The 14,328-nt window shown below is 58.9% G+C and carries 15 protein-coding genes; 3 read left to right on the top strand and 12 right to left on the bottom strand.

All coding sequences use genetic code 11. The annotated features are described in order from the left end of the window. Window positions 1-124: 124 nt before the first annotated feature. Together map and GNF76_RS08655 are read right to left on the bottom strand one after the other, a co-directional pair. Entirely contained in the window at window positions 125-880 is a 756-nt protein-coding gene (gene map / locus GNF76_RS08660; protein WP_155582756.1) for a type I methionyl aminopeptidase, read from the bottom strand. Beyond that, window positions 880-1,080 carry a ParD-like family protein gene (locus GNF76_RS08655; protein WP_155582755.1) on the bottom strand — a complete coding sequence of 67 codons (201 nt, stop codon included), beginning with the start codon at window positions 1,078-1,080 and terminating at the stop codon, window positions 880-882. The genes map and GNF76_RS08655 overlap by 1 nt, the downstream gene beginning before the upstream one ends. 269 nt (window positions 1,081-1,349) lie before the next feature. On the opposite strand from GNF76_RS08655, the gene ilvA reads away from it, so the two are divergent. Beyond that, window positions 1,350-2,381: a threonine ammonia-lyase, biosynthetic gene (gene ilvA / locus GNF76_RS08650; protein ID WP_155582754.1), complete on the top strand. Its 1,032-nt coding sequence runs from the start codon at window positions 1,350-1,352 to the stop codon at window positions 2,379-2,381. A gap of 25 nt (window positions 2,382-2,406) precedes the next feature. Here ilvA and eco read toward each other — a convergent pair whose 3' ends face one another. Then, the gene (gene eco, locus GNF76_RS08645; RefSeq protein WP_155582753.1) at window positions 2,407-2,889 is read right to left on the bottom strand and encodes a serine protease inhibitor ecotin; all 483 of its coding nucleotides are present in this window, start codon (window positions 2,887-2,889) and stop codon (window positions 2,407-2,409) included. A gap of 230 nt (window positions 2,890-3,119) precedes the next feature. Here eco and GNF76_RS08640 point away from each other — a divergent pair, with 230 nt between their 5' ends. Next, a complete protein-coding gene (locus tag GNF76_RS08640) occupies window positions 3,120-3,389 on the top strand; it encodes a DUF1652 domain-containing protein (protein WP_155582752.1) in 270 nt (89 codons plus the stop codon). Between the two features lie 79 nt (window positions 3,390-3,468). On the opposite strand, the gene GNF76_RS08635 is transcribed toward GNF76_RS08640, so the two are convergent. Continuing rightward, window positions 3,469-3,726 carry a DUF2790 domain-containing protein gene (locus tag GNF76_RS08635; protein ID WP_155582751.1) on the bottom strand — a complete coding sequence of 86 codons (258 nt, stop codon included), beginning with the start codon at window positions 3,724-3,726 and terminating at the stop codon, window positions 3,469-3,471. A 306-nt stretch (window positions 3,727-4,032) separates the two neighbouring features. Here GNF76_RS08635 and aqpZ point away from each other — a divergent pair, with 306 nt between their 5' ends. Beyond that, complete coding sequence (gene aqpZ / locus GNF76_RS08630) at window positions 4,033-4,716, top strand: aquaporin Z (protein WP_178123235.1); 684 nt, start codon at window positions 4,033-4,035, stop codon at window positions 4,714-4,716. A 7-nt stretch (window positions 4,717-4,723) separates the two neighbouring features. On the opposite strand, the gene GNF76_RS08625 is transcribed toward aqpZ, so the two are convergent. From GNF76_RS08625 to GNF76_RS08590, 8 genes are all read right to left on the bottom strand, one after another. Next, window positions 4,724-5,662, bottom strand: a complete 939-nt coding sequence (locus GNF76_RS08625; protein WP_155582749.1) for a carbohydrate kinase family protein — start codon at window positions 5,660-5,662, stop codon at window positions 4,724-4,726. Window positions 5,663-5,674: 12 nt separating this feature from the next. Beyond that, window positions 5,675-7,156 carry a xylulokinase gene (gene xylB, locus GNF76_RS08620; RefSeq protein WP_155582748.1) on the bottom strand — a complete coding sequence of 494 codons (1,482 nt, stop codon included), beginning with the start codon at window positions 7,154-7,156 and terminating at the stop codon, window positions 5,675-5,677. Between the two features lie 149 nt (window positions 7,157-7,305). Further along, on the bottom strand, window positions 7,306-8,787 hold the full coding sequence (locus GNF76_RS08615) for a mannitol dehydrogenase family protein (protein WP_155582747.1): 1,482 nt from the start codon (window positions 8,785-8,787) through the stop codon (window positions 7,306-7,308). 18 nt (window positions 8,788-8,805) lie between these two features. Beyond that, window positions 8,806-9,909, bottom strand: coding sequence for an ABC transporter ATP-binding protein (locus GNF76_RS08610; protein WP_155582746.1), 1,104 nt, complete (start codon window positions 9,907-9,909; stop codon window positions 8,806-8,808). A gap of 37 nt (window positions 9,910-9,946) precedes the next feature. After that, the gene (locus GNF76_RS08605) at window positions 9,947-10,777 is read right to left on the bottom strand and encodes a carbohydrate ABC transporter permease (RefSeq protein ID WP_003215312.1); all 831 of its coding nucleotides are present in this window, start codon (window positions 10,775-10,777) and stop codon (window positions 9,947-9,949) included. Window positions 10,778-10,787: 10 nt separating this feature from the next. Continuing rightward, a complete protein-coding gene (locus GNF76_RS08600; RefSeq protein WP_155582745.1) occupies window positions 10,788-11,714 on the bottom strand; it encodes a carbohydrate ABC transporter permease in 927 nt (308 codons plus the stop codon). Window positions 11,715-11,892: 178 nt separating this feature from the next. Continuing rightward, window positions 11,893-13,215, bottom strand: coding sequence for an ABC transporter substrate-binding protein (locus GNF76_RS08595; RefSeq protein ID WP_155582744.1), 1,323 nt, complete (start codon window positions 13,213-13,215; stop codon window positions 11,893-11,895). 161 nt (window positions 13,216-13,376) lie between these two features. Continuing rightward, a complete protein-coding gene (locus GNF76_RS08590) occupies window positions 13,377-14,282 on the bottom strand; it encodes an AraC family transcriptional regulator (protein WP_155582743.1) in 906 nt (301 codons plus the stop codon). Window positions 14,283-14,328: the final 46 nt, after the last annotated feature.

Raw genomic sequence — 14,328 nt, 5'->3', positions numbered from 1 at the left:
TCAAACTGGATACACATCAATGTGGGAGCGGGCTTGCCCGCGATTGCGGTGGTTCAGTTAAAGATGTATTGACTGACACACCGCAATCGCGGGCAAGCCCGCTCCCACATTTGATGTGTATTGCCTAGGCGCTGGGTTGTAGGGTCAGCACTTCAAAACCATCAGCCGTCACTGCCACCGTATGCTCCCATTGCGCCGACAAACTGTTGTCCCGCGTCACCACCGTCCAGCCATCGTTCAAGCTGCGAACCTTGGCGCTGCCCTGGTTCAACATCGGTTCGATGGTAAACACCATGCCTTCACGCAGTGTCAGGCCAGTGCCCGGGCGGCCGAAGTGCAGGATTTGCGGCTCCTCGTGCATCTCCTTGCCGATGCCGTGCCCGCAGTATTCGCGGACCACGCTGTAGCCGTTGTTCTGAGCATGGGTCTGGATGGCATGACCGATATCCCCCAGGCGCGCGCCTGGTCGGACCTGGTGGATCCCGGCCCACATTGCCTCGAACGTCATCTCTACCAGGCGCCTGGCCTTGGGCGTGACGGTGCCGATCATGTACATCTTGCTGGAGTCGGCGATAAAGCCGCCTTTCTCAAGGGTGATGTCGATATTGACGATATCGCCGTCCTTGAGCACCGCCTTGGCATCCGGCATGCCATGGCACACCACTTCGTTGATGGAGGTGTTGATGCAGAAAGGGTAGTCGTACTGCCCCAGGCTAGCCGGGCGGGCTTGCAGCTCGCCACGGATGAAGGCTTCCACGGCGCTGTCCAGTTCCAGTGTGGACTGGCCGGCGCTGACAAAACCGTCGAGCATGGTGAACACCTTCGCCAGCAGGCGACCCGACTCACGCATCACGGCGAGCTGTTCGGCACTCTTGATCATCAACTGCGCCCCCGAATCAGGTCGGGCTTGTCCAGCAACAGCTTGTTGATCAGGTCGTTGTAGGCCAGGTGGGGATTGAGCTCAGCCAACAGGCCGATCTTGATCCAGAACTCGGCCTGGGCGTTGATGGAGCGGTCCATGGTGGCGCTGGCCAGGCGGACTTGTTCATGCAGTTGGTCGGTGATCTTGACGATGCCCATAAGCTTCACTGTGTCGTTTTATATACGAAGCGTATACGTTTCGTATGTCTCTCGTAAAGTCTTTGGGCCAACAACGCTTGGCCATTGACTTGCCACAGTCCTCCCGGTTAGTTTTGATTCATGACATTTCAAGCCTTCCGTTCCCAGCCAAGCATCATTATTACCGCCATTCCTCATTTGGCGGGATAGCGCACGGCTGTACCCAAACCCGCCCTAGAGGCGGGTTTTGTTTTTCCGTCTCCAGGGCCCTGCAAAGCCAGGAGACATCGATGAGCACTTGCCAGCCGCACACCCTGACCCAGACCTCTGACCTGGGACTGCTTGAGCACTACGTGAAAAAGATCCTGGCCGCGCCGGTCTACGACCTGGCGGTGCGGACTCCGTTGCAGGTGGCACCGGCGCTCTCGGCATTGCTCGGCAACCAAGTCCTGCTCAAGCGCGAAGACTTGCAGCCAACGTTTTCCTTCAAGATTCGCGGGGCCTACAACAAACTGGTACAGCTCACGGAGGCGCAAAAGGCGCGAGGTGTAGTGACCGCCTCGGCGGGCAATCATGCACAAGGCGTGGCACTGGCGGCGCGACAGTTGGGAATCAAGGCCACCATCGTCATGCCCTGTAGTACCCCGGAGCTGAAAGTGGTGGGGGTGCGCTCGCGGGGAGCCGAGGCGGTCCTGCACGGTGTCAGCTTTCCCTTTGCCTTGGCCCACGCATTGCAATTGGCCGAGGCGTCGGGTTGCACCTTTGTCTCTCCATTCGATGACCCGGACGTGATCGCAGGGCAAGGCACCGTGGCCATGGAGGTGTTGCGCCAGCAGCAAGGGCCGTTGGACGCGATCTTCGTGCCGGTGGGCGGTGGGGGCCTGATCGCCGGTATCGCCGCCTACGTCAAATACCTGCGGCCGCAAGTGCGCATCATCGGTGTCGAGCCTGAGGGTTCCAGTTGCCTGTTGGCCGCATTGCAAGCGGGTGAGCGCGTGGTATTACCGAGCGTCGACCCGTTTGCCGATGGCACGGCTGTCGCACAGGTTGGTGCCTACGGTTTTGAAATCTGCCGGCAGTACGTCGATGAGGTGATCACCGTCAGCAACGATCAACTGTGCAGCGCCATCAAACTGATCTACGACGACACCCGTTCCATCACCGAGCCTTCCGGTGCCTTGGCCGTGGCGGGAATCCGCAACTATGTGGCGCAAACCGGTCTCCAGGGCCAGACACTGGTGGCGATTAATTCCGGGGCCAATATCAACTTTGACAGTTTGCGTCACGTCGCCGAACGGGTGGCGGCGCAAGTAGTGTCGTGATAGCGGATTAATCGTTCAAGTCCACTTATTCGGCGACGGCGTTATTGACCGTGGCCGAGGCTGACCAGACCCGATAACGAACTTCGACATCTTTTGGTACATATACAACGATGGGCAACTTGCTGTTGTAGTTCAGCACAAAGCCATCACCGACCACCGGCACGAAGGCTTTTTGGGTCTTGCTGTCAGGGCAGCCCATCATCGTGCTCATGGGGCCGCTGACCTTCTCCAGTCGGTAAAAGGAATAGCCCCAGCCTTCGAGGTTTTTTTCCTCCAGCATGCCACCCAGACGCTGCAGGTTGCAGTCCACATCCAGGGTCTTGCCTGCGAGGATTTCGACCTTGAAGTCCGCTTCGTTGGTTTGCGCCGGCAGATGGATGACCTGGCGGACGAACCCCGCGTCTGCCTTGGGGTAGGGCGCGACATCTTCAAGTTTGGCCGCGTTGGCCTGGGCGCACAGGCCGGTCAATGCAAGGCCTGCGATAGAGAAACGAAGGGAGGAAATCATGATGCATCCTTGTAAGAATTTACGGATAGAACATTAGTACATGACAACAGCAGGGGTATTAGAACTTATATAAGTATCGTTGTCGCTTATGAGAAAAGGGTCCAACGGGTTTAGACGTAGCCGAGTAGGCTTCATGAATGAAGGCGCTTTCCAGGGTAGGCAAACCGCCTCAGGTCACTATCAAACGTTATAAAAACCCATTGGCAGTCTCAAAAAAGGAGAGGTTGGCCATGCTTTCGGATCTAGAGTTACGCAGCATTATTGAAGGAAGTTTCCTGCCTAAGCGTTGTGAGTGCATCAAGGCTGAGGACGCGTCGTTGACGGTCAAGGTCTATGACGAAAAGGACCGTGATCGCGTCGACCTGGAGGTGAAAGGCATTTGCATCGACAAACTCGATAGCAGCCGGGCCCTTTGCAACCTGATTACCGGGTTGCGTGAGGACCTCAAGCATCAACATGCACCGGCGCTTAAACGAGTAGGGGAGCGTCCCTGGCACTAGCTAAAGGGACGGCTGAGGTTGCGTCAACGATGAACTCAGGGCCTGGTAAATTCCAGGCCCACTGTTGTTTCACAGACCCTCAATTCTGAAAATCGCAGGCTTCTGACAGTTTGTGATAACTGACGTCTTCGACTTTCCCGGCCTTGTCCAGGAACTTCATGTCCGCCTTGATCACCTTGCATTCATTGGTCGGGGTTTCGTTCATTGAAATCACCTTGGCGATATTCAACGGCATGCCGTAGTGATAAGGCACTACCGGCGTGGTATCCGCCTGCGCCATCCCCGTTACAGCAGTCAGGGCAAGTGCACCACCGAGCATTAACGTACGCAGTTTCATGGTGTTTCTCCGCGAGTGTTCGGCCATCCATCAACGTGATGGAGGAGCGACCGCCCAAGGCACAGGAGCTGCGCGAGTGCGGTTGATTTCACTTTCTGCGTGGGGGATTAACCATAGATTAAGTCGGGCTTTGCTGACAAAACCTTCATCTCCGGTCAATACCGCACCCATCGCAAGGGCCCGCACTGCTGGTTTGGAAAACCATCGTGCATATCGGAAAGGTCTGATACGTAGAGGGCATTTACGTTGTTAACGTCCCTGCCGGGCCCTTCAGCGAGAGGGCATGGGCAATGCGTGGGGTTGACTGTGCAACAAAAAATCGCAGCAGAGTTTCTCGGAACCTTCTGGCTGACTTTCGGCGGGTGTGGCAGCGCTATTTTGGTGGCGGTGTTGCCTGCGTCAGGAATTGGTTATTTCAGCGTAGCCCTGGCGTTTGGCCTGGCGGTGTTGACGATGTCCTACGCAGTGGGCGGCATTTCCGGGGCGCATTTCAATCCGGCGGTGACCATTGGCCTATGGCTCGAACGAAGGGTTGCAGGGATTGATGTGCTGCCCTACATCATTGCTCAAGTGGCTGGTGCTGTAGTGGCGGCGGCTGTTCTGGCGCTGATTGCCAGTGGTCGACCGGGATTTGAAATGGGCGTGTTCGCGGCGAACGGTTATGGCCCGTTGAGCCTGGACCGCTACAGCCTGTTGGCGGCACTGGTGGTCGAAGTCGTGGCGACGCTTTTTTATGTCTTCATCTACATGCGGGTCACAGCACCGGGCGCACCGGTCGGGTTTGCGCCCATTGCCATGGGCCTGACGCTGATGCTGATCCATCTGGTGGCGACGCCTATCACCAACACGTCAATCAATCCGGCCCGCAGCACGGGGCCGGCGTTATTCGCCGGCACCGCCTACCTGTCACAGCTCTGGCTGTTCTGGTTGGCTCCGCTATTGGGTGGCGCACTGGGGGCCTGTCTGGCCGGGGCGCTCAAGGAGAAATAGGCAGGGTTCAGCCCAATTGATGTCGATACGGCAAGTCTGGCCCAGTCTTGCCACACGTCAGCGCCGCGGCACGGATGGCGAAGTTGAGCAGGCTGTCTATCTGCTCCCGGGAGAGGTTTTGCAACCCGTCGACCGAGTCCAATTGCTGCTCGGTCAACCAGGCAATCAATGCAGCCTGGAATGTGTCGCCGGCGCCTACCGTATCGGCCATCACTACCTTGACCGCCGGCGCCGACCAATTGCCGTATTGACGGCTGAATACTGTAGCGCCGGTACCTCCGCGCGTCAGGAACACCAATTGGCAACGGTGCTGCAACCAGCCTTGCAGGACGCTTTCGGGCGACTGGTCGGGATACAGCAGGTGCAGGTCCTCATCACTGACCTTGATCAGGTCGGCATGTTTGACCAGCTCGGCCACGCGCTGGCGCCACACTTCAATATTCGGCTCAGGGTTCAGGCGTACGTTGGGATCAAGGCTGATCAGGCGTTTGCCACTTTCCCGTCGGATCAGAGCCAGCAAAGTGTCGGCAATCGGTTGCACCACCAGGGAGAACGAGCCGATATGCAGGCCGCGAATGTCGGCGCCAAGGGGCGGCAAATGCTTCAGTTGCAATTGCCGATCCGCGCACCCTTCACCGCGAAAGCTGTACTGCGGTGAACCATTGGCGCCCACCGCGACCATCGCCAGGGTGGTGGGGGCGCTGAACTCCAGCAGGTAGTCCTCACGTACACCTTCGTCCTTGAGTACCTGCCGCAAGCGTCGTCCCAGGTAGTCATCGGACAACCCGGCAAACAGTCCGGCATCGATACCCAGGCGGCGCAGGCCCACCGCCACGTTGAACGGTGAGCCACCGGCAATGGCCTTGTAGTTGACCTTCGATGCCTGACCGCTGGCATCGTCCTCGCTGAAAAAATCAAACAGTGCTTCGCCACATACCAAATACATATTCGTTCGCTCTTAAAGGGATGCCACGTGCTCTTGATAGCGTTCATAGGCCAGCTGGTAGGCGTTGACGCTGGTTGCGTCCGGCAGGGTGCGGCTGGTCGGGTCGACGCTGACACAGCGCAGGCATAGCGCTGCCAGGCTTTCACCAGACTGGCTCCACGCTGCCTGGATCGCCGCGCCCAAGGCTGCGGCTTCGCTTTGTTCGGTACAGATGACCTCGGTGTTCATGATGTCGGCGACCATCTGTCGCCAGACGGGGCTTTTCGAGCCGCCGCCGATCAGGCGGATGCTCTGACTTTGCAGACCGGTCTCGCGCAGCAGGTCCAGGCCATACCGCAAGCCGAAGGTGGTGCCCTCGACCACTGCCCGACAGAGATTGGCGCGTGTCAGGTTGGTCATGGTCAACCCCAACAGGCTGCCGGTGGCGTGGGGCAGGGCAGGCACCCGTTCGCCATTGAGAAACGGCAGCATGCTCACGCCGTCAGCCCCGATGGGCGCTTGGGCGACCAGGGCATTGAAACGGGCCAGGTCGAGTTCGAACAGCTCGCGGATAACTCCGCTGGCGTTGGTCAGGTTCATGGTGCAGATCAGCGGCAGCCAACCGCCGCTGGACGAGCAAAACGTTGCCACCTCAGCCTGGGGGCTGACGTTGGGCTGATCATTGAAGGCATAGACGGTGCCGGATGAGCCCAAACTCATGGTGATCACCCCCGGGGCGATATTGCCGGTACCGATAGCGCCCATCATGTTGTCGCCACCGCCGCTGGAGACTTGGGCGTCAGGGTTGATCCCCAGGCGCTCGGCGATGGCCGGCAGGAGGGTGCCCACGCTTTCGTTAGCCTCGATCAACGTCGGCAACGCCGCTTCCAGGCGTCCATCCGGGTCGATATGACGCAGCAGCGGCAGGTCCCACTCACGGGTTCGTACGTTGAAATAGCCGGTGCCTGACGCGTCACCGTATTCCGCGCAGGCTCGGCCGGTGAGCCAGTAGTTGAGGTAATCATGGGGCAGCAGGATATGGGCGATGCGAGCGAAAACATCCGGGTGCTGTTCGCGGGTCCAGAGCAATTTTGACACAGTGTAGCCGGGTGCAATGGCCACGCCGAGGCGTTCCAGGGAGCCGCTTTCGCCGCCCAGATGCTGTAACAGGCGATCGTTTTCTGGCGTGGTTTCAGTGTCGCACCAGAGTTTGGCCGGGCGCAGGACCTTGCCTTGGTCATCCAGCAGCACCAAGCCGTGTTGCTGGCCGGACACGCCAATGGCGAGGATATCCTGGCCGTCGACCCCGGCCTGTTGCAAGGCGCGGTGGGTGGCCTCGGTAAAGGCGTCCAGCCACTCTTGGGTGTCCTGTTCACGGCGGCCGTTGGCGCCGCTGATCAGTGTGTGGCCGGCGGCGCCGAGGCCCAGGACCTTGCCGGTGGTTGCGTCGAGGACGATAGCCTTGGTGCCTTGGGTGCCGCAGTCGATGCCGAGGTAAAGGTTTTGCTGGGTCATGGTGGGTTGCTCAGCGCATTTATAGATATGGAATGCGGTCAATGTGGGAGCTGGCTTGCCTGCGATAGCGGCCATTCAGTCAGCAAATAGGTGACTGATACACCGATATCGCAGGCAAGCCAGCTCCCACAGTAGAAGGGCCGGTTCCGTCAGTGGAGATTGGCCAACAACCGCTCCAGTGTCTGGCTCACACCCACATCGCGCAAGCTCTCATAGCACCGCTCAAACGCTGCCACAAACGCCGGGGAGTTGGGAATGGCCGTACCAAAAATCTCTTCCACCCCCAGCAACCGTCGACTGAGTACCACTTCGTCAGTCACCAGTCCCTGGCAGAAATCGGCGCGGGGATCCGGAATCCGATAGATCACACCACTCTCATCCACCCCTTTCAAATACAGTGCCCAAGCCGCCACTACCAGCGCTGCACGCTCGGTCTCGCGCCCATCGGCGATCAACCGGTTGATGGTCGGCACGGTGAATTTGGGAAACTTCGACGAGCCATCGGAACACACCCGTTCCAACTGGTCGGCAATCGCCTGGTTGGAGAAGCGATCCACCAGCGTCTGTTTGTACTCAGTCAGGTCTATACCCGGTACCGGTGCCAGATTCGGGGTCACGTCGAGGTCCATGTAAGCCCGCATATAGGCCACGAACAGCGGGTCGTTCATGGTCTCGTGGACAAAGCGATACCCCTTGAGAAACCCCAGGTAGGTCAAGGCCAGGTGACTGCCATTGAGCAACCCGATCTTCATCTCTTCGTAAGGGGTCACGTCGTCGGTGAATTGCACACCGACCTTTTCCCAGGCCGGCCGGCCATTGACGAACTTGTCTTCCAGCACCCACTGCACAAAAGGCTCGCACACCACCGGCCAGGCATCATCGATCCCATGGTCATCGTGCAATTGCAGGCGATGGGCGGTGCTGGTCATCGGTGTGATGCGGTCGACCATCGCGTTGGGGAAGGTGACATTGGCCTTGATCCAATCATGCAGATCGGTGTTGTTCAGTGCGGCGAAGGCCAGCAGGGCCTTGCGGGTAACAGCGCCGTTGTGGGGCAGGTTATCGCAGGACATCACCGTGAAGGCTGGAATGCCCGCAGCCCGACGCTGGGTCAGCGCCGCACAGATAAAACCGAACACGGTTTTCGGTGCGTTGGGGTGCGCCAGGTCATGCTGGATCTGCGGCAGGTGGGCCATGAACTCGCCGTTGCTGTCATCGATGCAGTAGCCGCCCTCGGTAATGGTCAGCGAGACAATGCGGATCTGCGGGCTGGCCAGCTTGTCGATCAGCACCTGGGCGCCGTCTTCGGCCAGCAGCATGTCACTGATGGCGCCAATCACCCGGACTTCAGTGTCGCGGGTATCGCCCAGTTCATACAGGGTGTAGAGATAATCCTGGCCGGCCAGGTCGTCCCGGGCCTTGCGGTCTTCCGCCCGCAGACCGACACCGCAGATGCTCCAGTCGAGGCCTTCGCCCAGGTTCATCAGCGCATCGGTGTAATACGCCTGATGGGCCCGGTGGAAACCACCGACGCCGATATGGGCAATGCCCTGGCGGGTATCGGCAATGGCGTAGGCCGGCAGTTGCACTTCAGGCGCCAGTTGCGTGAGGGTTTGCTTGTTCAGTTTCATTAAAAGGTTCTCGCGAAATCAGGCGGCAGCGCGCAGTGGACGGGCTACGGCCACGCCGTCGGCATCGAACAGGTGGCACTGGGTCGGGTCCAGGTGCAGGTGCAACGTCTCACCGTACTGGCTGGCCATGTCGCCACGGATACGCAGGGTCAACGGCTCGCCGTTCGAGGTGATGACGTGGCAGAAGGTGTCGCTGCCCAGGCGTTCGCCGACGTCGGCGGTGACGGTCAGGCTGGTGTCGCCGGGGGAGGCGATTTCCAGGTGTTCCGGGCGAATGCCCAGGGTCACTTCGCTGCCAACGCTCAAGGTCGCGTTGCTCAAGGGCAGGCTGATACGGGTGCCGGCGTCCAGTTGCACTTCGCAACCCTGGGCCTCAAGACGGGTGACCTTGCCTTTAAGGAAACCCATTTTCGGTGTGCCGAGGAAGCCTGCGACAAACAGATTCGCTGGCTGGTGATACAGCTCCAGCGGCGAGCCGACCTGTTCGATGCGGCCACTGTTAAGTACCACGACCTTGTCGGCCAGGGTCATGGCTTCAACCTGATCGTGGGTCACGTAGATCATGGTCGCTTGCAGTTCTTTATGCAGGCGCGACAGTTCCAGGCGCATCTGCACCCGCAGGGCGGCGTCGAGGTTGGACAGCGGTTCATCGAACAGGAAGATCTTCGGGTTGCGCACGATGGCACGACCGATGGCCACTCGCTGACGCTGGCCGCCCGACAGTTGCTTGGGCTTGCGCTCCAGCAACGGGCCCAGCTCCAGGATGCGTGCCGCTTCGCTGACTTTGCTTTCGACGATTTTTTTGTCGATACCTGCCAGGTCCAGGGCAAACGACATGTTTTTGCGCACGGTCATGTGCGGGTACAGGGCGTAGGTCTGGAACACCATCGCCAGGTCACGCTTGGCCGGAGTCACTTCGGTGATGTCGCGGCCATCCAGTTCGATGGTGCCGTCGGTGACTTCTTCCAGGCCGGCGATCAGCCGCAGCAGGGTGGATTTACCGCAGCCCGAGGGGCCGACGAAGACCACGAATTCCTTATCGTTCACTTCCAGGTCGATGCCCTTGATGATGGAAAAGCCTTCGAAGCCTTTTTGCAGATTCTTGATTTTCAGATTGGCCATGATGGGCCTCCGCTTTCAAAGAGTTAAATAGAGGCCGTTACTTCACGGCGCCGAAGGACAAACCGCGAACCAACTGCTTCTGGCTGATCCAGCCAAAGATCAGGATCGGCGCACAGGCCAGGGTCGACACGGCGGACAATTTGGCCCAGAACAAGCCTTCGGGGCTGGAGTAGGACGCGATCAACGCGGTCAACGGCGCGGCGTTGGAGGAGGTCAGGTTCAGCGACCAGAACGCCTCGTTCCAGCACAGGATCAATGACAGCAGCACCGTGGAAGCCAGGCCGCCCTTGGCAATCGGCAGCAGCACCCGGACCATTTCCTGCCACAGGGTGGCGCCGTCCAGGCGGGCGGCTTCGAGGATGTCCTTGGGGATGTCCTTGAAGTAGGTGTAAACCATCCAGACCACGATCGGCAGGTTGATCAGGGTGTAGATGATGATCAGCGCGATGCGCGTGTCCAGCAGGCCAAAGCTCTTGGCCAGCAGGTAGATCGGCATCAGCACACCGACTGGCGGCAGCATCTTGGTCGACAGCATCCACAACAGCGTGCCTTTGGTGCGTTTGGTCTCGTAGAAGGCCATGGAGTAGGCCGCCGGTACCGAAATCAGCAGGCACAAAGCCGTGGCACTGAAGGAAATCAGCACCGAGTTCCAGGCGTAGCTGAAGTAGTTGCTGCGCTCGTTGATGTGCAGGTAGTTCTCAAGGGTCGGGGTGAAGATGAACTGTGGCGGCGTGGCGAACGCGTCGATTTCGGTCTTGAAGCTGGTCAACACCATCCAGAAGATCGGGAAGAAGATCAGGATCGCGATAGCCCAGGCCAGGGTGCCGAGCAGCACGCTTTGCAGGCGGCGGGATTGTTGAAGCGTCATGGCGCGGCCCTCAAGGCTTGTCAGTCAGGTTTTTGCCGATCATCCGCACCAGGATGATCGCCGCGATATTGGCAATGACCACGGCGATCAAGCCGCCGGCCGACGCCATGCCCACATCGAACTGCACCAGCGCCTGGTTGTAGATCAGGTAGGCGAGGTTGGTCGAGGCGTAACCCGGACCGCCGTTGGTGGTGGTGAAAATCTCCGCGAACACCGACAGCAGGAAGATGGTTTCAATCATCACCACCACCGCAATGGGGCGCGCCAGGTGGGGCAGGGTCAGGTGCCAGAAGATCGCGATGGCGCCGGCACCGTCCAGGCGTGCGGCTTCTTTCTGTTCCTGGTCCAGGGACTGCATGGCGGTCATCAGGATCAGGATCGCGAAGGGCAGCCATTGCCACGACACGATGATGATGATCGACAGCAGCGGATAGTGGGCCAGCCAGTCCACCGGCTGGGCGCCAAATAACTTCCATACGGCTGCGAGAATCCCCGACACCGGATGGAAAATCAGGTTCTTCCAGATCAGCGCACCGACGGTGGGCATGATGAAGAACGGCGAAATCAGCAACACCCGCACCAGGCCTCGACCGAAAAACTCGCTGGCTTCCAGCAGGGCACTGATCAGTACGCCAAACACCACGCTGATCAGCAATACGCTGCCCACCAGCAACAGGGTATTGGTGGCACCGGGCAGGAAGCCTGAATCGGTAATGAAGTAGGTGAAGTTTTCCAGCCCCACGAATTGGTTTTCGCCGGGGTAAAGCAGGTTGTAGCGGATCAATGAAAAATACAGGGTCATGCCCAGTGGCACGATCATCCACAGCAGCAACAAGGCCACTGAGGGGCTGACGAGGAACCAGCCGGGGTTGATCAGGCGGCTTTTACGCGCCTTTTCCGGTTGAGCAGTTTGCACGTGGGCAGTGGAAGTATTCATGGTGATCAGAACCAGTTGGTGACAGGCAGAACGAGGGCCGGAGCGCGGTCAAATGTGGGAGCTGGCTTGCCTGCGATGCAATCGCCTCGGTGTCACTGACAGACCGAGTTGTCTGCATCGCGGGCAAGCCCGGCTCCCACATAAAGCGGGGCCCCACACTCAGTGGGATGAGCCCGTTTTACTTGGGATAACCCGCCCGTTTCATTTCGCGCTCGGTGGTGGTCTGCGCGGCGGCCAGGGCCTGGTCCACCGTTTGCTGGCCGGTCAGCGCACCCGAGAAGAACTTGCCCACTTGCGTACCAATCGCCTGGAATTCAGGAATGGTCACCAACTGGATACCGATATACGGCACGGGCTTGAGGGTAGGCTTGGTCGGGTCTGCGACTTTCAGCGATTCCAGCGTCACCTTGGCGAACGGCGCAGCCTTCATGTATTCATCGCTGTAGGTCGACTTGCGTGTGCCAGGCGGCACGTTGGCGACGCCATCGGTCTTGGCGACCAGGGCGCTGTATTCCTTGGAGGTAGCCCAGGCGCTGAACACCTTGGCGGCGTCCTTGGCCTTGGAGCTGGTTGGGATCGCCAGGGACCAGGAGTACAGCCACGAGGTGCCTTTATCCGTGACCTGATGCGGGGCGAAGGTGAAGCCGACATGCTCGGAAACCTTGCTCTGGGTCTTGTCGGTGACAAACGAGCCGGCAACGCTGGCATCCACCCAGATAGCACACTTGCCGCTGTTGAACAGCGCCAGGTTTTCGTTGAAGCCGTTGCTGGAAGTACCCGGCGGGCCGGATTTTTTCATGTTGTCGACGTAGAAGTTCAGCGCGTCTTTCCACTCAGGGCCGTTGAATTCCGGCTGCCACTTCTCATCGAACCAGCGCGCACCGTAGCCGTTGGCCAGGGTCGTGATCAGCGCCATGTTTTCACCCCAACCGGCTTTGCCTCGCAGACACAGGCCGTATTGTTCCTTGTCCTTGTTGGTAAGCTTTTCGGCGAATTCGCCGATCTGCGTCCAGGTCGGATGTTCAGGCATGCTCAGCCCCGCGTCCTTGAACAGGTCGGTGCGGTAATAGGTGATGGAGCTTTCGGCGTAAAACGGCAGGGCGTAGAGCGAGCCCTTGACCGAAAGGCCGTCACGCACGGAAGGGAACACATCGTCCAGGTCGTAGGACGCAGGCAGATCCTTCATCGGTTCCAGCCAGCCCTTGGCGCCCCAGAGTGCAGCTTCGTACATGCCAATGGTCAATACATCGAACTGTCCGCCTTGGGTGGCGATGTCGGTGGTCAGGCGTTGGCGCAGGACGTTTTCTTCGAGTACCACCCAGTTCAACTTGATCTCCGGGTGCTCGGCCTCGAAGGTTTTCGAGAGCTTTTGCATGCGGATCATGTCGCTGTTGTTCACGGTGGCAATGGTCAGGGTTTGCGCGCCAAGGCTGACGGCGCTGAGGGTCATGCATGCTGTGAAGCAAGTAGAGGCAAGCAGTGCTTTAGCTGTGAACTTCATCGCGCACTCCGTTTCTGCGCCCAAGGGCTACAGAAGGACAGTTATTGTTGTTGTGTCTTCCTAGGGCAACTGGAAGAGTGTGCGTTGATTACAGCCTTCAAATGGCGTGGTGACAAATCCTTGGGAGCACTGGGACTGATACTTTTTTGCACTGCCAACGCCTACGCGAGATTCTGCTCCGTCAATCGCTGTACCGCCAACCGCCGATAATGCGAAGGCGTCATGCCCTTGAGCTGCTGAAAGCGCCGATTGAAATTGGAGATATTGTTGAACCCCGATTCAAAACACACATCGGTCACCGCTTTATCGCCATCGGCCAGCAGCTCGCAGGATTTGCTGATCCGCAGCCGATTGACGAACTCAACAAAGGTGCGCCCGGTTGCCTGCTTGAACACCCGGGAGAAGTAGGTGGGCTTCATCCCCAGATACTCAGCCACTTCCTCCAGGGGCAATTCTCGTGCGTAGTGAGCAAAGATATAGTCCACCGCCCGGTTAGTGCGGTCGATGCTGTGTTCGTCGGCCAGTTGCGGCGTGGTTACGCCGGACAGCAACTGATAATCCTCACAGGCGCTGAGCACTTCCATCAGGATAAAGAAGTGCCCGAGGCGCGCCATGCCCCTGGCGTCCTCAATCTGTTGCATCAAGGTCATGGCCTGGGCGATGGTGCGTTTACAACGAAACTCAATACCGTACTGGGCCCGATCCAGCAGCGGGGCCAAGGTCTTGAGTTCGGTAAAAATATGACTGCCGCCTTCCAGCAACTCATCGGTGAAGTTCACTAACATGTCGCGCTTGGGCACCACTTCATCTTCCGCCACCTGGCTGATCCAGTTGTGGGGAAGGTTGGGGCCGGTGAGAAACAAGCTCTCCGGATAGAAGTTGCCGATGTAGTCGCCGATAAATACCTTGCCCGAGCTGGCAACGATCAAATGCAGCTCGTATTCCTTATGGAAATGCCAGCGCACCAACGGGCATGGGAAGCCATGTTGGCGATAGATGATGGACAAACCGTTGTGATCGTCCATCAACTCGTAGGAAGGATCGGTGATTCTCGCTGCTCGGGTCATGCTGCAGTCGCTTTATGGTGGTTGCAAAAAGAATAATGCCCCCTTT

The sequence above is a fragment of the Pseudomonas spelaei genome, from assembly GCF_009724245.1.
Classification (GTDB): domain Bacteria; phylum Pseudomonadota; class Gammaproteobacteria; order Pseudomonadales; family Pseudomonadaceae; genus Aquipseudomonas; species Aquipseudomonas spelaei.
The sequence above is the reverse complement of the archived record's forward strand: the minus strand, read 5'-3'. Positions and strand labels throughout refer to the sequence as shown.

Excerpts from the sequence above, each read along its gene's own strand:
- GNF76_RS08640 (WP_155582752.1), top strand. The coding sequence starts at position 3,120 with ATGCTTTCGGATCTAGAGTTACGCAGCATTATTGAAGGAAGTTTCCTG.
- GNF76_RS08655 (WP_155582755.1), bottom strand. The coding sequence starts at position 1,080 with ATGGGCATCGTCAAGATCACCGACCAACTGCATGAACAAGTCCGCCTG.
- GNF76_RS08595 (WP_155582744.1), bottom strand. The coding sequence starts at position 13,215 with ATGAAGTTCACAGCTAAAGCACTGCTTGCCTCTACTTGCTTCACAGCA.
- GNF76_RS08615 (WP_155582747.1), bottom strand. The coding sequence starts at position 8,787 with ATGAAACTGAACAAGCAAACCCTCACGCAACTGGCGCCTGAAGTGCAA.
- xylB (WP_155582748.1), bottom strand. The coding sequence starts at position 7,156 with ATGACCCAGCAAAACCTTTACCTCGGCATCGACTGCGGCACCCAAGGC.
- GNF76_RS08590 (WP_155582743.1), bottom strand. The coding sequence starts at position 14,282 with ATGACCCGAGCAGCGAGAATCACCGATCCTTCCTACGAGTTGATGGAC.
- eco (WP_155582753.1), bottom strand. The coding sequence starts at position 2,889 with ATGATTTCCTCCCTTCGTTTCTCTATCGCAGGCCTTGCATTGACCGGC.
- GNF76_RS08625 (WP_155582749.1), bottom strand. The coding sequence starts at position 5,662 with ATGTATTTGGTATGTGGCGAAGCACTGTTTGATTTTTTCAGCGAGGAC.
- ilvA (WP_155582754.1), top strand. The coding sequence starts at position 1,350 with ATGAGCACTTGCCAGCCGCACACCCTGACCCAGACCTCTGACCTGGGA.
- map (WP_155582756.1), bottom strand. The coding sequence starts at position 880 with ATGATCAAGAGTGCCGAACAGCTCGCCGTGATGCGTGAGTCGGGTCGC.
- GNF76_RS08610 (WP_155582746.1), bottom strand. The coding sequence starts at position 9,909 with ATGGCCAATCTGAAAATCAAGAATCTGCAAAAAGGCTTCGAAGGCTTT.
- GNF76_RS08635 (WP_155582751.1), bottom strand. The coding sequence starts at position 3,726 with ATGAAACTGCGTACGTTAATGCTCGGTGGTGCACTTGCCCTGACTGCT.
- GNF76_RS08600 (WP_155582745.1), bottom strand. The coding sequence starts at position 11,714 with ATGAATACTTCCACTGCCCACGTGCAAACTGCTCAACCGGAAAAGGCG.
- GNF76_RS08605 (WP_003215312.1), bottom strand. The coding sequence starts at position 10,777 with ATGACGCTTCAACAATCCCGCCGCCTGCAAAGCGTGCTGCTCGGCACC.